Raw genomic sequence first — 23,667 nt, 5'->3', positions numbered from 1 at the left:
GGTGGCTACTGATGTAACCGTCGACACTGTAGTGCGTGTGACTGCATGGATGCCAGTCCTGACGCTCAACTTTTCACTATTTAATTTAGCGCTGCGGCGCCTTGATACCGGCGTCATTAGAACTCTCCTCGTTCAGCGTTCAGGCAGCGCAGGCTGTTGCAGAGGTGCTATCGACGTCGCATTCAACGCCAGCCCGCCAAAAGAACTCGTGGGGTCTACATACCGCAGCGCAGATTTAATGTCCTTCCATCCAACATAATTCATCAGGCTCTTAATATCCCAGCCATTGGCTGATGCCCAAGTTGCAAATCCCCTGCGCATTGAGTGGCTGCTGTAGAGATCCTCGGGCAAGCCGGCATCCTTGAAAATGCGTCGCAGCATTGGCACCAGGCTATGGGAGTTGATCGCCTCGTCCGACAGATTCCCCCAGCGGTCAATGCGACGGAACACCGGGCCCTGGGTCAGGCCCGCCACGGTGATCCAGTTTATATAAGCATTCACCGGACACAGTGCTTTAAGGGCGGGGGTGCGGAAGGTAGTGCCTTCGTGCTGGCGGTCGCCCTTGGTGTACGGCAGGTAGAAGGTGATGCCTTCGCCGGCCTGCGCTTCTGTGTTGCCCACCTCAAGCCTTGCCAGTTCATCCCCGCGAAAGCCGCGCCAGAAGCCGATCAGCACCAGGGCAATGGAGCGACGGTGGCGCATCAGTGTGCTGTGATCCCCCCGTTGCCAGGCGGCGTCCGCCTCATGTTCAAGCCACTCGACCGCCTGCTGCAAATGGCGCAGCAGCAGCGGCGCGGCCTGCCGGGCACGGGCAGGGTGCACCACACGGATGCCCTTGAGCAGCTGGCGCACGGTCGGCGTTTTGGTGGGGTCGGGGAAGCCCTGTGTGACATGCCACTGGGCGAGCGCGGCCAGGCGTTGCTTGAGTGTGCTGATAGCGTGCTGGTCTGCGTACTCGGCGAGGTAGCGGACGATGCCGTCGCCGGTCGTGGGCAAGTACCCGCCCCACACCACTTCGAAATGCTCAATTGCAGCGCGATAGCTGCGCCGCGTGTTGGCGCGCGTGCCGGCTGACAGGTAGCGATCGGCTTTTTCCACAAGACCTCATGACGGCGACACGATTCTGCCAGCCTCCAAACACGCAGTGGGAAGGCTAGGATGCGATAAAGCACTATTATCGGCGGTCAGCTGAAACATTTCCATATGATATTTTAACTGTTAACGTAGCCTGTAATAGCGTGTTACGTAACACGGTACGAAATTGTAGGAGATGACATGGCGCGCGGTGGAATCAATAAGGCAGTTGTCGAGCAAGCTCGGCAGGCGTTGCTCGGTAGAGGCGTGTACCCCAGCATCGACGCCGTGCGCGTCGAGCTCGGTAACACCGGGTCTAAAACCACCATCGCTCGCTGTCTCAAGGAGCTGGAAACGCAGACACCGAGGGAGGCGACGTCCCGGGAGCGCATGAGTGGAGAGCTCAAAGCCTTGGTCGAAGGCCTGCTGGATCGGCTCGCGGAGGAGGGTGCCGAAGTGGTTGCTCAGGCGCAGGCGGAATTCGATCGTCAGCGGGCCGAGTGGGAGGCGCGACTGGAAGGCGCAGAGGCAGACCTCAAGTCGGCTCGGATCCAGTGCGACTCACAACAGGCGGCGCTTACCGAGCAAAGCGGTGTGTTGCAGACGACGCAGTCGTCCTGGCAGACGGAGCTAACCCGTAACGCCAAGCTGAGCCAGCAATGCCAGGACCTCGAGAGGCGGGTTGAGGACAAGGAGCGGCAGATCCAGTCACTGGAGGAGAAGCATGTCCACGCCCGCGCAGCGCTGGAGCACTACCGCGAGGCAATGAAAACCCAGCGCGAACAGGATCAGCGCCGGCATGAGGCTCAGCTTCAGCAGATTCAGCTCGAGCAACGCAAGCTTCAGGAGACGCTGGTTATCAAGCAGGATGAATCCACGCGGCTGAACCGCGACAACGAGCGCTTGCTGGGCGAGCTGCGCCAGCAGGCACGCGCGCTGACCGATCAACAAGAGCAGGCGCAACGCCTCGCCACCGAGCTTCGCGCTGCGCAGATGTCCAGCGCGAAGGCGGATGGCGTTCGCGAACAGCTGCTTGAGCAAGTCACTGCCGCAAAAGCCGACAACCTGTCTCTGCAGCAAGCCGTGTCCGCGGCACGGGAGCAACTCTCGCAGGCCCATCAGCACGCTGCTGCGCTGAGCGACGAGCTCAAAGCACTTCGCGACGAGACCCTTCGCGCCAAGTCGCATGCCACTCAAGAAGCCACTGCAGCAGCGCCGCCGGACAGCGCGTAAGTAATGCCAGTGGCCAGCGCGCCGTGCCTGCAATCCGGTCGAACGGATGTGGTGCCGCGTCGCTCATCATTGCCAAACTTCCGCCGATACAGACGTTAGCGACCGACGCGTCTTGAATTCTGCGGAATACCATGTCAATTCAACCCTCCACACACAACGCCTCAACCAACAGCCCATCGACCGTGGCGCTTGCCCGAGGCTCGCTGTTCAAATTCGTTTTTCTGCTGGCGGGGGTCTTTTTGCTGGCGGCTTACCTGTTGGTGTTTCTCGCCAATGATCTGGACCACACAGAAGAGGTCGAAAGCGCGTTCTACACCGAAAAGGCCGTGCGATCGCTGGAAAAGTCCCTGACTGTCACGGTCAAGGACTACGCATTCTGGGGCGATGCTTACCGCTACCTGCACCTCAGGGTCGATCCGGACTGGGCGTTCGTGCGCCAGAATGTCGGGCCCACGCTGTACAGCGATTTCGGCTTTCAGGGCCTTTTTGTCGTCGACGAGGCCGGGCAGACGGTGTATGCGGTGGTGGAAGGCGAGCTGGAGAAAGTGAGTGCCGATGTGTGGCTGGGGCAGGCCAAGGCACAGATCCTGGCCAAGGCGCGCCAGGGCGCGGAAACCGAAACGCCGGTAACGATGTTCATCGACCTGAACGGGACCCCTGCGGTGGTGGCCGCTGCGGCGATTACCCCCGGCACTGACCCCACCGTGGAGCTCGACGGCCGCGCGCCTTCGGTGCTGATCTTCGTTGACGTGCTGGATGACACCAAGCTGGCAGCGCTGGGCAAGGAATACGGCGTCGATGGCCTGCACGTCGCCACGCCGGATGAACGCTCACAGGTGTCCATTTTCCCGCTGGGCGAGGGCGGCGACGCCGGTGCGCTGCACTGGACGCCGCCCAAGCCGGGTGAGCGCCTGCTGGCTATGGGTTTGCCGCTGATTGGCCTGGCTGCCATTCTGGTCTGCCTGATGACGTGGGCCATTTTGCGTCGCACCACCGCCGCCGCGCGGTTTCTTGATGACAGTTATGCTTCGTTGCAAAAGAGCGAGAGCGCACTGGCCACCAGCGAAGCGCGTTTTCGCGATGTGGTGGAGGCCAGCTCGGACTGGGTCTGGGAGATCAACAGCGAGGGACGATTCACCTATCTGTCCGACCGCTTTGAAAGCGTGACCGGCCTGAACCGGTCGCAATGGATCGGGGCCTTGATGGATGACCTGTTGCAGACCGAGCTGGGCAAGGTGTCGCAATGGCTGGCGATTCCCAACCGCCGCCCTGACATCACCATCCAGTGCCGCTACCTGGAAACCTGCGGCCGCGAACGGGTCAGTCGTCTCTCCGCGCGCGCCATGAGCGCTGGCGGCTTTCGCGGCACCGCGACGGACGTGACGGAAGAAGTCGAAGCCCGCCGGCGTATCGAATTCCTGTCTCAACACGACGCCCTGACCGGTTTGCCCAACCGGGTACGGCTGCAGGAGTTTCTGGACGGCAAGCTCAAGGCATTGCCAACCCTCGATCAGCCGCTGGTCATGCTCAGCCTTGACCTGGATCGCTTCAAACCGGTCAATGACCTGCTCGGCCATGCGGCCGGAGATCGCGTGCTCAACGACGTGTCGGCGCGGTTGTCGGACTGCGTGCGCCACGGTGATCTGGTGGCGCGGGTCGGCGGTGACGAATTTGTGCTCATCCTTAGCGACACCCGCACCCAGGACGAAGTCGAGTCGCTGTGCCGGCGCTTGATCGAGTCCATCGAGCGGCCCGTACTGCTCGACGATCAGGAGATCTTCGTCAGCGCCAGTATCGGCATCGCCATGGCGCCCACCGATGCCCGCGAAGCCGCCGAGTTGTTGCGCTATGCCGACATCGCACTGTATGAAGCCAAAGCCAGCGGTCGCGGCACCTGGCGGTTTTATGCCGGGGACATGAACGCCAGGATCATCGAACGGCGACGACTGGAAAGCGACCTGCGTTATGCGATCAAACACAACGAGCTGCGCCTGCACTTCCAGCCGCGCTTTCGCATTGCCGACGGCGAGATGGTCGGCGCCGAAGCGCTGGTGCGCTGGCAGCATCCACAGCGTGGCCTGATTGCGCCCGACACGTTTATCCCGATTGCCGAGGAAACCGGCCTGATCATTCCGCTGAGCGACTGGGTCATGACTCAGGCGTGCAGCGAGGCCGCGCGCTGGCCCGAGCACCTTTTCATCTCCATCAACCTCTCGCCTGCCGAGTTCAAGCGCGGCAATCTGCCGGCGCGAATTCAGTTCGCCCTCAAAGCCACAGGCATCGCGCCTTCGCGGGTCGAATTCGAGATCACCGAAGGGGTGATGATCGAAGACGCCGTCGGCGCGCTGGAGGTCATGCTCACCCTCAAGCAACTGGGCGTGCGCATCGCCATGGATGACTTCGGCACCGGGTACTCGTCGTTGAGTTACCTGCGCACGTTCCCGTTCGACGGCTTGAAGATAGACCGCAGCTTCCTGACCCGGCTCAGCGAAAACGAGAGCGACCGCTCAATCGTGCAAGCCATTATCGGGCTCGGTCAGGCGCTCTCGCTGACCGTAACGGCCGAGGGCATCGAGACCGCAGAGCATTTGCAGCTGCTCAAGGCGGTGGAGTGTGAAGAGGGGCAAGGGTATTTCCTGAGTCGCCCGCTGACCACCACTGACTTTCACGCGCTGCTGGCCACGAGAATGACGGCAGAGGTCGATACAAACGTTTAAAGTGCGCCCCGGCGCCGCCCAGTCAGGACGGCGCACGCTTTCAACCCCCTGCGCCTTGCCGCCGTTTCTTTCTGGAGCTCCCATGACCCACCCGCGCGCTGTTTTCACCGAAGGCTCGGTGGCCCGGCACGTGATGGTGATGTCGAGCACCAGCGCCTTGAGCCTGCTGGCGGTGTTTCTGGTGGACATCTTCACGCTGCTTTACGTCTCGATGCTGCACGACCCGCTGCTGCTGGCCGCGACCGGTGTGGCCAAGGTGCTGATCTTTCTCAACAGCGCGGTGTCCAGCGGTCTGATCATCGCTGCGGCGACGGTGCTCTCCGAGCGCATTGGCCATCGTGCGTCCAAGGCGTCATCGCGACTGGTCACGCACTTGATGCTGATGGTGGTCATCGCGTCGGGGGCGACGGCCGCGTTGCAACTGGCCTTGCTGGAACCGCTGACCCATTGGCTGGGTGCGGATGGCAACACCTACGAAGCCGCGCGCGTGTTCATCTGGCTGACGTTGCCGTTCAGCGTGTTGCAGTCGGCCATGCAAATGGCTGCGCAAATCCTGCGAACCGCGGGCGACAGTCGCCGCGCATTGTGCGTCGTGTTGTCCGGCGCCGCCGTGCTGGCGGTGGCCGACCCGCTGTTCATTTTCGGTTTGGGCCTGGGCCTTGAAGGCGCGGGGATCTCCTATGCATTGTCCGCGCTGGTTTCCCTCGGCCTGGGCCTTTACTGGCTGCGGGCCCGCCTGGCAATGCCGTTTACCCTGCGCGCGAGGCTGTTGCGCCTGCACACCGGCAAGGTCATGCAGGTCGGCCTGCCGGCGATGGTCGCCAACCTGGCGACGCCTGTGGGCCTGACCTATCTGGTGTCTTCGATTGGCGCCTACGGCACCTCGGCACTGGCGGCGATGTCGGTGATGGACCGCATCATGCAGTTTGCCTACTGCGTATTTTTCTCGTTGCCCGCCGCACTCGCGCCTGTGCTCGGGCAGAACATCGGTGCCCATCGCCACCAGCGAGTCGCCGCGGCCATTGGTTTCAGCCGCAAGCTGGTCATTGTGTACGGGCTGATGGTGTGGGGCGTGTTACTGCTCGTCGCCAATCCACTGGCTAACACCTATGAACTGGAGGGCGCAGGGCGAGCAATCTTTCTTGCCTTCTGCCACGTCGGCGGCGGCCTTTGGGCCGTCATGGGGCTGGATTTCGTCGCCATCGCCATGTTCGTCACCATGGGACGGCCGTGGCTGGTAGCGATGTTCGCCTGGCTGCGTGCCAGCCTGGGCACGGTGCCGTTCATCATTGGCGGGATTCACCTGTTCGGCGCAGCCGGCGCCTTTCCCGCCATGCTCACCGGCAACGCGTTGATTGCCCTGACTTCGATTACAATCGCGTCCGTCACGGCCAGGCGGTTTCTGCGCCGGCGTGTCGAAGCGCAGGCGCAGGTTTAACGTGCTCAGGCTTTTTTCGAATCATCGAGACAAGGGTTTATGACAGACGAATCAGGGAACGACTCGCCCGAGGTGGCTTTGCCCAAGCGCCGCCGCGCGCCGAAGGGCGAAATGCGCCGGGCCGCGTTGCTCGATGCGGCGACCGAGATCTTCGCTCGGGACGGCTATTCGGGTGCATCGATGAAAGACGTCGCCCAGCTTGCCGGCATAACCACCGTGGGCCTGCTGCATCACTTTCCGAACAAGGAAGCGCTGCTCAACGCGCTGCTGGAGCGGCGGGATGAGCGCGTAGTGTCGCGGTTCAGTGAGCTGACCATGGAGATGACGCTGGAGGGGTTTGTCCGCTTTTTGCGGCAGAGCATGAGCTTCAGCGTGGAGAGTGCCGCAGAGTGCCAGGCTGCCATGGTGCTGAACACGGAGAGCCTGTCCAGTCTGCACCCGGCGTACGCCTGGTACAAAGAACGCTTCCACATCACCCACCATCACGCGCAGGGACACCTCCAGGCCTTGATCCAGGCGAACGAGATTCGTGCCGACATCCAGGCGAAAGCCCTGGCCCAAGAGATTTTTTCAGTGATGGATGGCTTGCAGATTCAGTGGCTGAGGGCACCCGAAGAGGTGGACGTGATGGCCGTCTTCGATATCTACCTGCAGCGGTTGAAAGCAGACATTCAAGCTCGTCCCTGAGCTTGAAAGAGGGGCTTAGTAGGTCTGTGCAGCGCTGACCTGGACTGCCTTGCGCAGCGGTGACGGCAGCGGGTTGCTGTCGCGGGTGGTCAGGTGTTCCGGGAACAGGGTGATCAAGGTGCGATCCAGCGGCAGGTCCTCGGAATCCGGGCCTACGAGGATCTTGAACTTGCCGGCGTCCACATCCCAGCTGTCAGTCTTCTCGACGTAGTAAGCCAGCGAGCGTGAGTCGATCGGGATGCTCACAGTCTTGCTTTCGCCCGGCTGCAGATACACCTTGGTGAAGCCCTTCAGCTCTTTTTCCGGACGGTCGACTGCCGGGTTGGCAGGGTGAACGTACAGCTGCGCAACTTCAAAACCTGCCTGGGAGCCAGTGTTGGTCACGGTGAATTTCACATCAACCGTGCTGCCCGGCGCCATCACGTTGGTCGACAGCTTCAGGTCGCTGTAATCGAACGTGGTGTAGGACAGACCGTAGCCAAACGGATACAGCGGCTTGGCGTGCTTCTTGTCATAACCGCGATAGCCCAGGTAGATGCCTTCGCTGTAGTTCATTTCGGTCAGCGCATTGTCACCCAGGTACTGCTTGGGATCGGAATACGACGGGTAGCTCGGGTTGTCTTCGATCTTCTTGTCGATGGTGATCGGCAATTTGCCCGATGGATTGACCTTGCCATAGAGGATCTCGGCCAGGGCCTGACCGCCTTGTTGACCAGGGAACCAGGCGTGCAGGCTGGCGCCCACTTTGTTCGCCCACGGCTGCATGTCCAGCGCGCCGCCACTGTGCAAAACCACCACGGTGTTGGGGTTGGCCTTGGTGGCGTAGGTGATCAGGTCAGACTGATATTCAGGCAGCGCGTAGTCGTGGTCGTTGGACTCGCCTTCGTACTCGTAGTTGGTACCCGCGGCAATGACCACGGCGTCGTACTTCGAGAGATCCTTCGGTGGACGCAGCGAGGCCCAGCTCATCTGAACCCCGGCCAGGCCACCCAGTACCGGCGTGAAATTGCCCTGCAGGCGACGGTACTCGAGTTTAACGGTGTATTCCTTGCCCGCTTGCAGACGCGCGGTTTTGCCGGAAGTGACCAATGCGTTGATCAGGTCGAAAGACTTCTGGGTGCCGTCGTTCTCGAGGACTAGCTCATCATTGACCCACACTTTGAACGCGCCGTCGGCACGCACCTTGAAGACCTGCTCGCCAGAGATGGTCGGCTTGATCTTCGCGGTGAAGCGTGCGGAAAACGCGCCCGGTGTGGTGTTGAAGCCCGACACTGCGGTGACGCCGTTGTCGGTGGTGTTGCTGTTGGCGATCCAGTCGAGGTTGACGCCAGGCTCGACGCGAGTCAGCGCCGGAGAACCCGACAGCTGGGTATTGGAGAAGTACTCGGCCTTCACACCGGTGTTGCTGATCCCGTTCTGGCCTGTGGCCGGCTGATACCAGACCGAGGCCTTGGGGTTCAGGCTCATCTCACGCAGGTATTCGACGTTGGCGCCTTCTGAGGCCAACTGCTGCAAGCCGCTGAGTTCGGTGACGTAGGTGTTGGGCGGCGAGTTGGGCGTGCCGAACGGCGAGGTCGGCGGTTGCAGCGCCAGATCGCCGATCACGGCAATTTTCGCGTCGCGGGCCAGCGGCAGCAACGGCTTGCCGGCCGAGGTCTTCTCGTTGCGCAGCAGCACGATCGATTCACGGGCCATGTTCAGCGAAGCACGCTGACCGTATTCCGGGTGCTCGAGGGGCTGAGCCTTGTTGAGTTGCTTGTCGAAGCCGTAGCTCACCAGGGCGCGCAGGTTGCGCTTGACCTTGTCGTCGATGACGTTCTGGGTCAGCTGGCCGCTCCACAGGTAGGGCAGCAGCTTGGCTTCGGTGAATTGCAGGCCTGACGGCATGTCGATGTCGGTCCCGGCCCACGCGCCTTTGAACGCATCCTGGACCGAGTTGAAGTCACTCATCACGTTGCCCTGATAGCCCCATTCGCCTTTCAGGACCTCGGTCAGGAAGTGATGGTTCTCGCAGGCGTAGTCGCCGTTGATCTTGTTGTAACCGCACATGATCGACGCGACGTTGGCGTTCTTCACCAGCGATTCGAACCCCGGCAGGTACAGCTCACGCAAGGTGCGCTCATCGGCCTTGATGTTCACGTAGTGACGGTTGGCTTCCTGCTCGTTGGCCAGGAAATGCTTGCCCGCCGCCTGAATGCCCTGCGCCTGAATACCGTTGGCGATAGCCGGGCCCATGACGGCACCGAGGAACGGGTCTTCGCCGCTCACGTACTCGGCGGAACGCCCGCCAAACGGGGTGCGGTAGAGGTTGACGCCGGGCGACAGCATTTGCTGGCCGCCGGAAATGCGCGTCTCGTAGCCGATGGCCAGGCCGAATTCCTTGGCGCGATTGATGCTCCAGGTCGCGGCAAGTGCGGACTGCGCCGGGTACTGCGCGCCGAAGGTTGCGTTGTTGACGTGTACGCCCATGGATGAGTCGTAGGCAATCGTGCCCTCCATGCCCCATTTCGGCAGGCGAGGGATCATGTGGCCGTCGTCAACGCGGGTGAAGTTGATCTTCTCTGAGATGTTCATGTTGTCCAGCACGGCGCCGACGCGCGCTTCGACATCATTGCCGGTCATGGGCGTTGCCGCTTGAACGAGCGATGCCTGACCGATGCTGATCGCCAGCAGGCTCAGCGCCATGGTGTGTTTGAAGGCTGACAAGGGGAACGTCCTCGCGGAAAGGTGATGGTCTGTCGTCATGTGAAGGCGGTCGTTCATGGCTTCTGCACCAGGGCAGGCGCGTCACCGGTATCAACCGGGGCATCGAGCACGGTTGAAGAGGTCCGGGCAGCCGGCACGGCCACCTGGTCGACGCCGGAAATCTGCTCGCGTTGCTTTTCAACCTGGACGCGAAGTGTTTCCGTCGAGTTTGAAGTTTGTTGATGGGTTGAGTCCGCAGCAACGGCCGCAAAACTGCAGGCGCCAAACAGCACGACGCTGCAAACAGACAGCAGGGTTCTATTCATCGATTGTTTCTCGATTGAGGGGTGTGGAAATAAGTACAGCGCGCAAACCGGGCTCGATGAGTTCGAGGCGCTCGTTAAGTCCGGGGAATCTACTATTAAGTTCAGAGTTTGCAAGATTATTTTTTTGCGCCCGACCGGTGATCGAAAAAGCGCTGAGTCAAACCGCTAAAAACACACGCACTGGCCACGGCATTCACAAGATAAGCCCTAATTTCGCAATAAATAGCTAGATAAACCCTATTAAGCGGCACGAAAAGCCTATAAACGACGTTTTACCGGTAACCTCTAGCGATATCGAAAACCTAATTGCTATTAGGTTTAGCTTGCTGGTAAGCTCTCTCGGCGCTGAATAACCCATGGAAAATCAGACGGCCGCATAACTGCCTTAGTTGCCGAAGTTCATCGTGTGACTTCGGTGGTTTATAGCGTTCGCGCGTTTATTTGTATCTTGCGTTAAGCGCCATCAACTTAACTTTTACAATACAAAGCCGTTGGTCAAACAGGCCTGGGCATATAACGCGTGGGCGGCGCTTTAAGTAAGGCCTGTCTGTTATTCGCCGGCCCTCCCAATGCTGTTATTCATCCAGACGTTTAAACCCCATGCCGCCAAGTCCCCTCGATGCCAGACAGCTGCAGATCCCGGATGCCGAACAGGTCTGCGCCTGGCTGTCGGCGCACGCCGGGCTCAAAGCGTCCGATCTGGAGCGGGCACGCCGTTTGATAGCCGAGTCCGAGGGCGCCGGGCTGCTGACGTTGCTGACCCGGCTGGGCCTGGTGTCGGAGACGGAAATGGCCCGGGCCTGGGCGGCGCTGCTTGAAGTCCCGCTGCTGGCGCTGGACACGGCTGCCGACCTGATTGACCCGTTACCGGCCTTGACCGAGCGCTTCCTGCGGCATTTCCAGGTGGTACCGCTGGCGTGGCGTGAAGACGGTCTGCACGTGGCCTCCGCCAACCCGGCCGACGCCTACGCCTTCGAAGCCATCGCTTACTGCTGCCAGGTGCCGGTGTGGTTGTCGATCGGCACGCGCAACGATGTGGATACCCTCATCGAGCGCTATTACGGGCAGGGCCGCAGCGCCATCGGCACGCTGATCGAGTCGCTGGACGACCACAACGGCTCGCCCGAAGACATTGAACACCTCAAGGACCTGGCCTCCGAAGCTCCGGTCATCCGGCTGGTGAACCTGATCCTGCAACGCGCCGTCGAGCAGCGTGCATCGGACATCCACATCGAGCCATTCGAGAGCCAGCTCAAGGTGCGCTATCGAATCGACGGCGTGTTGCACGAAGCCGAGGCGCCGCCATCGAGTTCCTCGGCTGCAGTCATTTCCCGGCTCAAAATCATGGCGCGTCTGGACATCGCCGAACGGCGTTTGCCTCAGGACGGCCGCATCATGCTGCGCATTCAGGGCAAGGAGCTCGACCTGCGGGTCAGCACCGTGCCCACCAGCTTCGGTGAATCGGTGGTGATGCGTTTGCTGGACCGACAAACCATCCATTTTGATTTTCCCAGCCTGGGTTTTGACGGCGAGCGCCTTGATGCCTTCCTCGCCGTGCTGGAAAGACCCCACGGCATTCTGCTGGTCACCGGCCCGACAGGCTCGGGCAAAACCACCACCCTGTACACCGCGCTGTCACGCCTCAACACCGCCGAGCGCAAGATCATCACGGTCGAAGATCCCGTCGAGTATCAGCTCGAAGGCATCAACCAGATCCAGGTCAAGCCGGCCATCGGCCTCGATTTCGCGGGTGCGCTGCGCTCCATCGTGCGTCAGGACCCGGACGTGATCATGATCGGTGAAATGCGCGACCTCGAAACCTGCCGCATCGCCATTCAGTCTTCGCTGACCGGGCACCTGGTGCTCTCGACCCTGCACACCAACAGCGCAGCCGCGGGCATCACGCGGCTGCTGGACATGGGCGTCGAAAGCTACCTGATTGCTTCCACCGTTAACGGCATCCTCGCCCAGCGCCTGGTGCGCCGGCTTGACCCGCTCACCCGCGAAGCCTTCGAAGCCCCACAGGCGCTGATCGACGAACACGAACTGGAGCGCTTCACCGATCAACGCCCGATCCTGTTGTATCGCCCGCGCAGCGACGCCCCCGGCGGCGGGTATCGAGGCCGCAGCGCCATCACCGAACTGCTGGTGATGAACGAAGAGCTGCGCAGCCTGCTGATGAGCCGCGCCGATGCCTCGACGTTGGAGCAAGCGGCCCGCCGCGCCGGGTTGCGCACGCTGCACGAAGAGGGGCTGCGTCAGGCCGTGGCCGGGATCACCTCCCTGGAAGAAGTGCTGCGCGTGACCCGAGGCGAATGACATGAGTGCGTTCAAATACCGCGCGCTGGATGGCCAGGGCGCTGAACAACAGGGCCTGCTGGACGCGCCCGACCGTGATCAGGCCGTGGCGCTGTTGCACACGCGCGGCTGGATGGTGCTGCAGATCGACGCATCGAGCTTGGGCGGCCTGCACCAGGCACTCGGCCGAGGCGCACTGAGCGGCGCGGCGCTGATGAGCTTTACCCAGCAACTGGCAACGCTGCTGGGCGCCGGCCAACCCCTCGAACGGTCGCTGACCATTTTGCTGCGCCAACCGGGCCAGTCCCGAAAGCAGGTTCAGACCCGCGCGCTGATCGAGCGCATTCGCGAGCAGGTCAAGGCCGGCAAGCCGTTGTCCGTTGCCCTGGAAGAAGAGGGCCGACAGTTCTCGCCGCTGTACATCAGCATGGTTCGCGCGGGCGAGGCGGGCGGGGCGCTGGAAAATACCTTGCGTCAGCTCAGCGAATACCTGGAACGCAGCCAGATGCTGCGCGGCGAAGTGATCAATGCGCTGATCTACCCGGCGTTTCTGGTGGTCGGCGTGCTCGGCTCGCTGGCGCTGTTGCTGGCCTACGTGGTGCCGCAATTCGTGCCGATCTTCCGCGACCTGGGCGTGCCGATTCCCTTCATCACCCAAGCCATTCTCTGGCTGGGACAGTTCCTCGCCGATGACGGGCTGATGCTGCTCGGCGGCGTTGTTGCTTTGGTCTGGACGGTTGTGCTGCGTTCGCGCGATCCGCTGCGTCGCCTGAGACGTGACCGGCGCTTGTTGCACCTGCGCGTCATCGGGCCATTGCTGCAACGCATCGAAGCCGCCCGGCTGGCGCGCACGCTGGGCACGTTGCTGAGCAACGGCGTGGCGTTGTTGCAGGCATTGGTCATCGCGCGGCAGGTCTGCAGCAACCGCGCCTTGCAACAACAGGTCGAGCAGGCCAGTGAGTCAGTCAAGGGCGGCGGCACCCTGGCCAGCGCTTTTGGCGAGCAGCCGCTGTTGCCGGACCTGGCCTTGCAAATGATCGAAGTCGGCGAACAGGCCGGCGAACTCGACACCATGCTGCTCAAGGTCGCGGACGTGTTCGACATCGAGGCCAAACGTGGCATCGACCGCATGCTCGCCGCGCTGGTGCCGACCCTGACGGTAGTCATGGCGGCGCTGGTGGCAGTGATCATGCTGGCCATCATGCTGCCGCTGATGAGCCTGACCAGCAACATTTGAACCCTGAGGATTGAACCGATGCGCCGTCTGCCGTTTACCGTTGCAAATCGCCGCCAGCGCGGCTTCACGCTGCTGGAAATGCTCGCCGTGATCGTACTGCTGGGGATCGTCGCGACCATCGTCGTGCGCCAGGTCGGCGGTAACGTCGACAAAGGCAAATACGGCGCCGGCAAAGCCCAGCTGGCGAGCCTGAGCATGAAGATCGAAAGCTACGGGCTGGACGTGGGCTCGCCGCCAAAAGACCTGCAGCAGATGCTCGCCAGGCCCGCCAACGCCTCGGGCTGGGCCGGGCCTTACGCCAAGCCGTCGGATCTGAAAGACCCGTTCGGTCATGCCTTCGGCTACCGCTTTCCAGGTCAGCATGGTGCGTTCGATCTGATCTTCTTCGGTCAGGATGGCCAGCCCGGCGGCGAAGGCTACAACGCCGACCTCGGCAACTGGGAGTAACCGGCGAGCATGAACGCGCCCGGAGCAAGCCGTGGTTTTACCCTGCTGGAGATGCTGGTGGTCATCGTGCTGATGAGCATCGGCATCACCGTGGTCGGGTTCGGCTTGAACAAAGGTTTGCAGCAGGCCGCCGAACGTCAGTTGCTCGGGCAGATGGTCCAGGCCCTGCGGGCGACGCGCAGTGCAGCGATCATCAGCGGGCAGCCTCGCGAAACCCGTTTCGACCTGGCCCGCCGCACCTTCCAGGCGCCAGGCCAACCGCCCCGGCAGTGGCCGGCGAACATGGGCGTGCAGCTCAACACCGCAGCGGATCTGGACGCAGCGTTCGCCTTCTACCCGGACGGCAGTTCAAGCGGCGGCAACCTGGTGGTTTTTCAGGGTGAGCGGCGTTCGCGCATCGACATCGGCTGGCTCACCGGTAGCGTCAAGAGCCGATCGCTGCCATGACCCCGCGCACGCGTCAGACCGGCTTCACGCTGCTGGAGATGCTTGCCGCACTGGTGATCATGGCGCTGTGCAGCGGCGTCTTGCTGTTGGCGTTCGGGCAGAGCGCGCGTGCGCTGCAACAGGTTGACCGCGCCGACCGGCTCAGCCAGGTCGCGCGCTCGGTGCTCGACGAGCAGGCTGTCGGGGTATTGCAGCCGGGTCGCAGCGACGGCGTCGTCGACGGGCGCATTGAGTGGGCCATGGACGTGGCGCCGTTAGCCGCTGCTCCAGGACAGCCGCAGCTGTTGCGCATTGAACTGGCCGTCAGGGAGGGGCCGCATCAGGCGCGCTTCAGCACGCTGCGCCTGGTCAACCCGGCGCGAGCGGGCGCGCGATGAACAGGCGACAGGGCGGCTTCACTTTATTGGAAATCCTGATCGTCCTCAGCCTGCTGGCGGTCTTGCTGACACTGGTGGGCGGGGCGCTGGTGGGGGCCAACCGCGCAGTGATGAAGGCCGATCGTTACGCCACGCGGCTGGACGAGCGGCGGGCAGCCCAGGGCCTCTTGCGTCAGGCTATCAGCCAGGCGCTGCCGCTGGGCCTCGCCGACAACGGCGCTTCCGGTGCCGGGTTGTTCGTCGGTTCATCGCAGCGCTTGCAGTTCGTCGCGACCCTGCCGGGCAATCTGGGCGGCGGCATTCAGTTGCACACGATTGAGCTGGCAGGGCCGCCGGCGCAGCAATGGATGCAAATTGCATTCGCTCAGGTGCAGGACAACGTGTTGCGCGCGTGGGGCGAGCCACAGGTGTTGCTGCATGGCGTTCGAGGCCTGGCACTGAGCTATCGCGGCGCAACGCCGGAAGGGAAACCCACCGGCTGGCTCGATGCGTGGCCCTGGCCCAACCGCTTGCCGGGCACTGTGCGCGTCAAGGTGCAACTGGACGGCGCGGCGGGCTGGCCTGAAGAAGTCATCGCCTTGCGTCTTGATCTGTCGGGCGGCGGCTCGGGTTCAGTCACGGGTGAGGGCAGATGAGGGCGCAGCGCGGGGTCGCCCTGCTGCTGGTGCTCTGGACCTTGGCCACGCTGAGCCTGCTGCTCGGCGGGCTGGCCGGCTGGGTGCAACTGGAGAATCGTCAGGCCGCCTGGCAGCGCCAGCATACCCAGGCGCTGCTGGCGGCCCAGGCCGGCGTGAGTCTCGCGTTGCAAGCAGTGCTGGATACCCGTCACCGCCCGCGCTGGATGGCCGATGGCCGCGCAGTCCCGTTGGCATTCGACGATGCGCAGCTGGAGGTCAGTGTGAGCAGCGAACGCGGCAAGCTGGACCTGAACGCTGCCAGCGCCGAGGACGTCAGCCGCGTGGCGCAGGCCTGTGGGGCCGAGCGTGGTCAGGCGCTGCGCCTGAGCCGGGCGTTGCAGGCGCGGCTGGCAAATGGCGCTACCCCGCTGCGGGTCATCGAGGAATTGCGAAAGGTGCCGGGCATGACTCAGACCCTGTACGGGTGCATCGCCCCCCACGTCACGCTGTGGAGCGGCCTGTCGCGCCCGGACGCCGCGTTTGCTTCGCCCTTGCTGCGCGGTGCGCTGGGCCTGCCATTGCAAACAAACCCGGGCGGCCATGACGCCGATGCAGGCAGTGTGCTGAGCATCGACAGCCGTGCGCAACTGCCGGGCGGTGTCGTCGCCCGTCTTCAAACCACCGTTCTACTGTCCCCATCGGAGGGTAACGCTCAGCCTTATCGGGTGTTGCGTTGGCAAGAATGAACTCATTACTTTCACCCTCGGCACGGGTCCGGGATTGCCTGGCAACGGTTGAACGCCGCTGGCGCGGCAGCAGGGCACAACGCGCGTGGCAGCTGTGGCTGGACGAGTTGCGCCAGTGCCTGCCGTCAGGCCTGCGCCATCGGCTCGGCGCGCCGCCACAGGTGCAGCGCCACCGCTGGCCTTTCGACGCGGCAACGCTTGAGGCTCAGCCTGGCGCCCGACAGGTGCTGTTGCTGCCGGCCACGCTCGTGATGACCCATCGTCTGCAACTGCCCGCCGCGGCAGGGCGTGACCTGACAGCGGTGGTCGGCTACGAGCTGGACAAGTACACGCCATACCCGCGCGACCATCTGCATTACGTCGTACGCCAGGACGGTCGCAGCGGTGGATGGTTGCAGATCACCCTGGTTGCGATTGCCCGGGAGCGGCTGCAGGGCATTCTGGCGGACTGCGCCGTCCGGGGTCTGACGCCGGAGTGTGTGGACGTCTGCGCGCAAGACGGCACGCCCTTGGGCGTCGATCTGCTCCCGGCATCGGCACGTCCGTTGAACCCACACCCCGGCACCGGTCGGCGCCGCGTACTGGTTGCCGCCTGTGGTGTGTTGCTGATCACGCTGATGGCGGCGTGGGTCAACGACCGTCAGCAACGGCTGGCTGCCATGCGTGACACGGTGCATGCGCAAAAAGCTCAGGTGGCCGAGGTTCAGCAACTGCGCCAGCAGCTGGCTAACACGCAGGGCGCTGCTGACTACCTGAGTCGCCGCAAGCGCGCGCAGACAACCCTGGCCGCGCTTTTGAGCGAGCTGACCGCCTGCCTGCCCGATGACACCTGGCTCGATCAACTCGAAGTCGATGCCGCCGACGTGTCGCTGTCTGGCCAGAGCGCCCGGGCCAGTGCCCTGATCGGCCGTGCGAAGGCTTGCCGCAGCCTGGAAAACCCTCAGTTTCAAGGCGTCATTCAGCCTGACCCCGATACCGGCAAAGACCGGTTTGCGCTCCACGCCCGTTTGCACCAGGAGGCCGCCGATGCGCCGCACGCTGACACCCCGTGAACGCCGCGGCGCGGCCCTGATCATCCTTGCGCTGGTAATCGGCGCCGGTTACTGGCTGCTCATCGACAGCTGGTTCACCGGCCCGCTGCGGGACATCGCCGAAGAAACCCGCCAGCTGAGGTCCCAACAGCAGCGCTACGCCGCTCTGCTGTTGCAGCGTGAACCTTTGCACGCCGCCTTGCAGACCGCCGAGGAAGATCCGTCCAATGGCGCAAGCCTGCTCCCGGGCGCCGACCCGAGCGCCGTTGCGGCCGACCTGATGCAGCACGTCGCGGACGTGATTGCTGCCCAGAAGACGAGCGGCGCCGGCTGTCAGTTGACCCAGCGCATGCCGATCACACCGGAACAGGACGCCAGCGAGCCGTTTCGGCAGATCAAGGTCAGCGTCACGCTGGAGTGCGCGATTGAGCCACTGATGAGTGTCTTGCACGCGCTGGAATACCAGCGCCCGCTGCTGTTCATCGATCACATGGGCATACGCCGCGCTACCGCTGCGCCTGGCAAAGGCGGGGCAGGGCGACTGACGGTGCAACTGCTGATCCGTGGCTATCTGCAGCCCGTTGCGCTTGAGCCCGCAGCTGCGCAGGTCACGCCATGAAAAACACTCTGAAACGTGTCGACGGCCTGCTCCTGGGCATTGCGCTAGTGTTGCTGACATTGATTGGTCTGGTGCTGGACGGCACGTGGCGCGCCGTCGACTGGTTGCCTGCGCAAACGGCTCCGCGTCCATTGATCGTGGCAACGGCGACGGTGTTGCCGCGCCCGGTGCTGTCCAGCCTGGCCAATGCCTGGCAGGCGCCGCTGTTCAGCCCTGACCGTCACCCCGACAACGCCGGGGTATCCAACCCGGCGGCGTCCAGCCTCAACGGCCTGACCCTGACCGGCGTGTTGTACAACGCCGATGTGCAGCTGGCGTTTATCAAACCCGCCAATGGCCCGGCACTGAAAGTGCGCCTCAACGGGCAGTTGGAAGGTGGCTGGACGCTCGACGCCATCACCCCGACCAGCGCGACGTTCAGCCTCGGCGAGCGCCACGAAACATTGATGGTCCAGCGCCTGAGATTGCCTGCGCCTTCATCCCGACCTCCGCTTTCCCTTTCCCGTGAAGACTTCCATGACTCTGCCCCGTAATCCCTCCCTGCGTCGCCTCCGGCATTCCAACCCTGGCGCCACATTGCGTTCTCCCATGTTGTGCCTGGCGGCGGCGGTCGCGCTGGCGGGCTGCGCGACAAATCCTGCGACGCTGGAAGCGGACAACGGCATGCTGCGCGAGGCCCTGGACGGCACCGGCACCCAGCGTGCGCCGATCGATCCGCGTAGCGAAGCGGGCAGCGAGCCAATAGCCGCGCAGCCGCAGGCAGGTCAAACCGGTGCATTAACTGCCAGCTCCGGCACTCGCCAGATCATCAGGGGCACGCAACGTTTTGTGAAAACACCCGCGTCCGCGGCTGCAGTGCCCCAAGCCGCCGCGGGCGACATCGTGTTCAACTTCGCCAACCAGCCCATCGAAGCGGTGGTCAACAGCATCCTCGGCGACATGCTTCACGAGAGCTACACCATTGCCCAAGGGGTGAAAGGCGAGGTGAGCTTTTCCACCTCGCGGCCGGTAAACCCGCAGCAGGCGCTGTCGATCCTGGAAACGTTGCTGTCCTGGACGGACAACGCAATGATTCGCCAGGGCAACCGCTACGTGATTCTGCCCGCCAGCCAGGCCATCGCCGGCAAGCTGGTCCCGGAAATGGCCGTGGCTCAGCCCTCGGCCGGGTTGTCGGCGCGGCTGTTCCCGCTGCGCTATATCTCTGCCACTGAAATGCAAAAGCTGCTCAAGCCATTTGCACGGGAAAATGCATTCCTGCTGGTCGACCCGGCGCGCAACGTATTGAGCCTGGCCGGCACCGCCGAGGAACTGGCCAACTATCAGCAGACCATCGACACCTTCGACGTTGACTGGCTCAAGGGCATGTCGGTTGGCGTGTTTGGCCTGCAACGCGCGTCGGTGAGCGAGTTGATGCCCCAGCTGCAGAAGCTGTTCGGACCGGACAGCGGCATGCCGCTGGCGGGGATGGTGCGGTTTCTGCCGATCGAGCGGACCAATTCGGTGGTGGCATTCTCGTCCCAGCCGGAATACCTGAACGAGGTCGGGACGTGGATTCGTACCATCGATGAGGGTGGCGGCAACGAACCGCAGCTCTACGTGTACGACGTGCGCAACATGAAGGCCACTGACCTGGCCAGGTACCTCAAGCAGATTTATGGCACTGGGGCCGTCAAGGAGGAAGCGGCTGCCAAAGTGGCGCCGGGCCTGCGCACCCGGTCGATGTCGTCTTTGACGGGGGGCACGTCAGGCGGAGTCGGTGCGGGAACGGGGATGAGTTCGGGCACCGGGCTGAGCGGCGGCGCCCAGGGTGGCATGGCCCAGAACGGGATGTCTCAAAACAGCATGGCTCAGGGCACGACGAGTGCGGACGATGAGCCAGAGCAAGATGCTGACGCGAGCAGCGATGCCGGCTCCGACGACAGCTCGGGCTCAGCCATTGACTCCACGGGCACCGCACAAAAGGGCCTGGATGCCACGACGCGCATCTCTGCGCAAAAAAGCAGTAATCAACTGTTGGTGCGTACCCGCCCGGCGCAATGGAAAGAGATCGAAGCCGCTATCAAACGCCTGGATAACGCGCCACTGCAGGTGCAGATTGAGACGCGAATCCTGGAGGTCAAGCTGACCGGCGAGCTCGACCAAGGGGTGCAGTGGTACCTCGGCCGTCTGGCTGGCAAATCCACCAGCACCACGGTGGCCAATACCCCCGGCAGTCAAGGCGCACTGGGCGGAGGTGGGGCCGGGCTTGGTGCCACTGATTCGCTGTTCTATTCTTTCGTCAGCACCAACCTGCAAGTGGCGATTCACGCGCTGGAAACCAATGGCCGCACCCAGGTCTTGTCGGCGCCGTCGCTGGTGGTGATGAACAACGAGAACGCGCAGATTCAGGTTGGCGACAACATTCCCATCAGCCAGACAACGGTCAACACCGGCGTTTCCAACACCACCCTGAGCAGCGTCGAATACCTGCAGACTGGGGTAATCCTCAATGTGGTACCGCGCATCAACCCGGGCGGTCTGGTGTACATGGACATTCAGCAGCAGGTCAGCGATGCCGACGACACGGTGACCGTCAACGGCAACCCGCGTATCTCCACGCGCTCGGTGTCAACTCAGGTCGCCGCGCAAAGCGGGCAGACCGTGTTGCTCGGCGGGCTGATCAAACAAGACAACAGCGAGAGCGTCAGCGCCGTGCCGTATCTGGGCCGTGTGCCGGGGCTGGGCTGGTTGTTCGGTAATCGCAGCAAGTCCAAGGATCGCACCGAGTTGCTGGTGCTGATCACGCCGCGGGTGATCAACAGCAGCAGCCAGGCACGGCAGGTCACTGATGACTACCGTGAGCAGATGCAGTTGCTGAACGCTAACGGTGCCCCACAAACGGCGCGCTAGACGCTTGCGCGCCTGTAACAAAGTGTTCCGGGTTGACCGCTGTCGGCGTTAATATGGCCGAGATCACGTGGCGTAACGGGCCGGCGTACATCGCCGGCATCGCGCACTTCCAACTCGGGCTCTGACACGGGCGACAATACGGAACAACAACAATGATTTTGAGAGTGACTGGCGTGGTGATGGCGATATTTGCCATTGCCCTGTTGTACATGGGCGCGCAACTGGTGGCCGTTGGGGGATCGGCGGCGTATTCGATTATTGCGCTGGCGATACTGGCCTCAGGGGTGCTGCTGTTTCTGAAGAAGAAATCCGCGCTGACCGTTTATGCCCTGTTGATGTGGGGGATTCTGATCTGGATTCTGTACGAAGTCGGCTTCGACAAATGGCAGTGGATTCCGCGCGGCGACTTGTTCGCACTGCTGGGTCTGTGGCTGGCGTTGCCGTCGGTGGTACGCCCGCTTTATCAAGCGCAGCAGCCGGGTGACAGCCGCCGCTTTCATCCGTTTCTGGGCGGCACCGTGGGCGTGATGATCCTGATCGTCCTGGCGGTGATGTTCTACGACCCGTACCCGGTCGCCGGCAAAATCGAAAACCCTGTGGCGGCGCGCAGCAGCGATGAAGCCGGCAATGACTGGGTGGCTTACGGCGGTACCAGCAACGGACAGCGGTTTTCCAGCCTCGATCAGATCAACACGGGCAACGTTAAAAAGCTCTCGGTGGTCTGGGAATACCACACCGGCGACCTGCGCGATGCGGCCAAGGATGCGGGCGAGTACACCTTTGAAGCCACGCCGCTGAAGGTCAACAACCGAGTGTACGTCTGCACGGCGCACAACGAGGTGCACGCGCTCAACCCGGAAACCGGCAAGCCGGACTGGACGTGGGTGCCGGAGAAGAACCGCTCGTATCTGCAGCAGCACCAGACGTGCCGCGGCGTCAGCTACTACGCGCCCGCTGCGGCGAGCACCGCCGATGCAGCGCCGGGGTTGTGTGCCAAGCGCATCCTCACTGCCACGACGGACGCCAGGCTGGTGGCGCTGGACGCTGACACCGGTAAGCTGTGCGGCGATTTCGGCAGCAATGGCGTTGTCGATCTGAGCGCCAACATGGGCGAGGTTCGTCCCCACGCGCTGATGCAGACCGCCGCGCCGCTCGTTGCCGGTGACCTGGTCATCGTCGGCGGCTCGGTGATGGACAACGGCTTCAACGACGGCAACCCGTCAGGCGTCATCCGCGCCTACAACGCGGTGACTGGCAAGCTGGTGTGGAATTTCGACCCGGCGCACCCGGAAGCGACCCAGCCGATTGCGGCGGATCAGACCTACCCTCAAGACACGCCAGTGGCGTGGGGCACATTGAGCGCCGACCTGAAGAATGGCCTGGTGTTTGTGCCCTTCGGCAACGCCTCGCCGGACGAACTGGGCATCAACCGCGACCCGAACAGCAACACTGAGAAATTCCGCGACACGCTGGTGGCGCTGGACCTCAACACCGGTGCGTTCAAGTGGAAGTTCCAGTCCTCGAACAACGACCTGTGGGACCGCGATAATCCTTCGCAACCGACCTTGATGGACGTTGGCAAGGACGGCTACAAGCAGCCCGCGCTGATTCTGCCAACCAAAGTGGGCAACATCTTTGTACTGAACCGGCTGACCGGCGCTCCGATCATCCCGGTTGATCAGGTCAAGGTGTCGACCGAGGGCGGCGTGGCAGGTGAGCACTTCGCGCCGACGCAGCCGGTTTCCAAGATCAACTTCATCCCCGAAGCATTGAGCGAAAAATCGATGTGGGGCCTGACGCCGTTCGATCAGATGTCCTGCCGCACCACCTACAACAAGCTGCGCTACGACGGCAATCCGTGGACGCCGAGCACCGAGCAGGGCTCGTTGATTTTTCCGGGCAACATCGGGGCGTTCAACTGGGGCTCGGTGGCGGTTGATCCGGATCGCCAGATACTGATCGCCGCACCGGTGCGTCTGGCCTATACCTACAACCTGATCAAGCGCACCCCGGAGACCGCCGACAAGCGGCTGTTCACCCAGGACGGCACGCCGTACTGGAACGAGAACTTCAAAGGTGACTACGCGATTCGTATCAAGCAGTTTGCCTCGGAGCTGGGCGTACCCTGCATCGCGCCGCCGTGGGGCCGTATGGTCGGGGTTGACCTGACCACCGGCAAAACCGAATGGATGCGTCGCACCGGCACCACCAAAAACCTGAAGACGACGTTCCTGCCGGGCCGCTTCCCGATCGGCTTCCCGATGGGCATGGTCGCCCACGGTGGCCCGCTGGTCACCGCCGGCGGAATCGTGTTCCACGGCGCCACGGCAGACAACTTCATCCGCGCGTACGACATCAACACCGGTGCCGTCGTCTGGGAGAAAGAGCTGCCGGCCGGCGGCCAGGCTACGCCGTCGACCTACATGGGCAGTGACGGCAAGCAATACGTCGTCATCTCCGCGGGCGGACACGGCTCGCTCGGCACCACCTTGGGCGACAGCGTGATCGCGTTCCGTCTGGATTGACCTGATAGGCGCTGAACCCGGGCCGTGACGCAGTGATGCGTCACGGCCTTTTTTGTAATGGCATCCCGCACATTCGAGGGTGCTCACACCGGCCTTTTCCCGGCTGAAGCCGGGTCCCACTATGGATATGCGGCCACCCTGCAGGACTGGCTTTAGCCGGGAAGGCTCCGGATGTCACACCGCTGAATATGCGCCGCTCACACTGGCCTCTTCCCGGCTAAAGCCGGTCCTACCATGCTGCATATGTCGCATCACCGAGCAGCGGCGCTGCCGC

The 23,667-nt window shown here is 62.9% G+C and carries 19 protein-coding genes; 16 read left to right on the top strand and 3 right to left on the bottom strand.

Annotated elements, in window-relative coordinates:
* Positions 1 to 132: 132 nt before the first annotated feature.
* The gene (locus QRN48_RS07520; protein WP_191943253.1) at positions 133 to 1,098 is read right to left on the bottom strand and encodes a tyrosine-type recombinase/integrase; all 966 of its coding nucleotides are present in this window, start codon (positions 1,096 to 1,098) and stop codon (positions 133 to 135) included.
* A gap of 177 nt (positions 1,099 to 1,275) precedes the next feature.
* On the opposite strand from QRN48_RS07520, the gene QRN48_RS07515 reads away from it, so the two are divergent.
* The 4 genes from QRN48_RS07515 (at position 1,276) to QRN48_RS07500 (ending at position 7,149) form a co-directional block, all read left to right on the top strand.
* A complete protein-coding gene (locus tag QRN48_RS07515; protein WP_285349793.1) occupies positions 1,276 to 2,307 on the top strand; it encodes a DNA-binding protein in 1,032 nt (343 codons plus the stop codon).
* Positions 2,308 to 2,438: 131 nt separating this feature from the next.
* A complete protein-coding gene (locus QRN48_RS07510) occupies positions 2,439 to 5,024 on the top strand; it encodes a bifunctional diguanylate cyclase/phosphodiesterase (protein ID WP_285349792.1) in 2,586 nt (861 codons plus the stop codon).
* 82 nt (positions 5,025 to 5,106) lie between these two features.
* Positions 5,107 to 6,462, top strand: a complete 1,356-nt coding sequence (locus QRN48_RS07505) for an MATE family efflux transporter (protein WP_285349791.1) — start codon at positions 5,107 to 5,109, stop codon at positions 6,460 to 6,462.
* A gap of 39 nt (positions 6,463 to 6,501) precedes the next feature.
* Positions 6,502 to 7,149, top strand: coding sequence for a TetR/AcrR family transcriptional regulator (locus tag QRN48_RS07500; protein WP_285349789.1), 648 nt, complete (start codon positions 6,502 to 6,504; stop codon positions 7,147 to 7,149).
* A 15-nt stretch (positions 7,150 to 7,164) separates the two neighbouring features.
* Here the strand turns inward: QRN48_RS07500 and QRN48_RS07495 are convergent, their stop codons facing one another.
* Both QRN48_RS07495 and QRN48_RS07490 read right to left on the bottom strand, forming a co-directional pair.
* Positions 7,165 to 9,894, bottom strand: coding sequence for a beta-glucosidase (locus QRN48_RS07495; RefSeq protein WP_285349842.1), 2,730 nt, complete (start codon positions 9,892 to 9,894; stop codon positions 7,165 to 7,167).
* A 14-nt stretch (positions 9,895 to 9,908) separates the two neighbouring features.
* A complete protein-coding gene (locus QRN48_RS07490; protein WP_420806876.1) occupies positions 9,909 to 10,160 on the bottom strand; it encodes a hypothetical protein in 252 nt (83 codons plus the stop codon).
* Between the two features lie 600 nt (positions 10,161 to 10,760).
* Here QRN48_RS07490 and gspE point away from each other — a divergent pair.
* The 12 genes from gspE to QRN48_RS07430 all read left to right on the top strand — a co-directional run bounded on the left by gspE (position 10,761) and on the right by QRN48_RS07430 (position 23,393).
* The gene (gspE, locus tag QRN48_RS07485) at positions 10,761 to 12,479 is read left to right on the top strand and encodes a type II secretion system ATPase GspE (protein WP_285349787.1); all 1,719 of its coding nucleotides are present in this window, start codon (positions 10,761 to 10,763) and stop codon (positions 12,477 to 12,479) included.
* 1 nt (position 12,480) lies between these two features.
* Complete coding sequence (gspF, locus tag QRN48_RS07480; RefSeq protein ID WP_285349786.1) at positions 12,481 to 13,695, top strand: type II secretion system inner membrane protein GspF; 1,215 nt, start codon at positions 12,481 to 12,483, stop codon at positions 13,693 to 13,695.
* Between the two features lie 18 nt (positions 13,696 to 13,713).
* Complete coding sequence (gene gspG / locus QRN48_RS07475; RefSeq protein WP_285349785.1) at positions 13,714 to 14,142, top strand: type II secretion system major pseudopilin GspG; 429 nt, start codon at positions 13,714 to 13,716, stop codon at positions 14,140 to 14,142.
* A 9-nt stretch (positions 14,143 to 14,151) separates the two neighbouring features.
* Positions 14,152 to 14,589 (top strand): prepilin-type N-terminal cleavage/methylation domain-containing protein, encoded by a 438-nt coding sequence (locus tag QRN48_RS07470; protein ID WP_285349784.1) that lies wholly within the window; start codon positions 14,152 to 14,154, stop codon positions 14,587 to 14,589.
* A complete protein-coding gene (locus QRN48_RS07465) occupies positions 14,586 to 14,966 on the top strand; it encodes a type II secretion system protein (protein ID WP_285349782.1) in 381 nt (126 codons plus the stop codon). The genes QRN48_RS07470 and QRN48_RS07465 overlap by 4 nt, the downstream gene beginning before the upstream one ends.
* Positions 14,963 to 15,601, top strand: coding sequence for a type II secretion system protein GspJ (locus QRN48_RS07460; RefSeq protein WP_285349781.1), 639 nt, complete (start codon positions 14,963 to 14,965; stop codon positions 15,599 to 15,601). The genes QRN48_RS07465 and QRN48_RS07460 overlap by 4 nt, the downstream gene beginning before the upstream one ends.
* Complete coding sequence (locus QRN48_RS07455) at positions 15,598 to 16,329, top strand: type II secretion system protein GspK (RefSeq protein WP_285349780.1); 732 nt, start codon at positions 15,598 to 15,600, stop codon at positions 16,327 to 16,329. Before QRN48_RS07460 ends, QRN48_RS07455 begins: the two co-directional genes overlap by 4 nt.
* Complete coding sequence (locus QRN48_RS07450; RefSeq protein ID WP_285349778.1) at positions 16,326 to 17,381, top strand: type II secretion system protein GspL; 1,056 nt, start codon at positions 16,326 to 16,328, stop codon at positions 17,379 to 17,381. Before QRN48_RS07455 ends, QRN48_RS07450 begins: the two co-directional genes overlap by 4 nt.
* Positions 17,356 to 17,979: a type II secretion system protein GspM gene (gene gspM / locus QRN48_RS07445; protein WP_285349776.1), complete on the top strand. Its 624-nt coding sequence runs from the start codon at positions 17,356 to 17,358 to the stop codon at positions 17,977 to 17,979. Before QRN48_RS07450 ends, gspM begins: the two co-directional genes overlap by 26 nt.
* A complete protein-coding gene (locus tag QRN48_RS07440) occupies positions 17,976 to 18,512 on the top strand; it encodes a general secretion pathway protein GspN (protein WP_285349774.1) in 537 nt (178 codons plus the stop codon). The genes gspM and QRN48_RS07440 overlap by 4 nt, the downstream gene beginning before the upstream one ends.
* Positions 18,496 to 20,868 (top strand): type II secretion system secretin GspD, encoded by a 2,373-nt coding sequence (gene gspD / locus QRN48_RS07435; RefSeq protein ID WP_285349772.1) that lies wholly within the window; start codon positions 18,496 to 18,498, stop codon positions 20,866 to 20,868. The genes QRN48_RS07440 and gspD overlap by 17 nt, the downstream gene beginning before the upstream one ends.
* A 152-nt stretch (positions 20,869 to 21,020) precedes the next feature.
* Positions 21,021 to 23,393: a membrane-bound PQQ-dependent dehydrogenase, glucose/quinate/shikimate family gene (locus tag QRN48_RS07430; RefSeq protein WP_285349771.1), complete on the top strand. Its 2,373-nt coding sequence runs from the start codon at positions 21,021 to 21,023 to the stop codon at positions 23,391 to 23,393.
* Positions 23,394 to 23,667 lie beyond the last annotated feature (274 nt).

This window comes from Pseudomonas sp. ME-P-057, assembly GCF_030208975.1.
Taxonomy (GTDB): Bacteria; Pseudomonadota; Gammaproteobacteria; order Pseudomonadales; family Pseudomonadaceae; genus Aquipseudomonas; species Aquipseudomonas lutea.
This window is presented reverse-complemented; position numbering and strand designations above follow the sequence as displayed.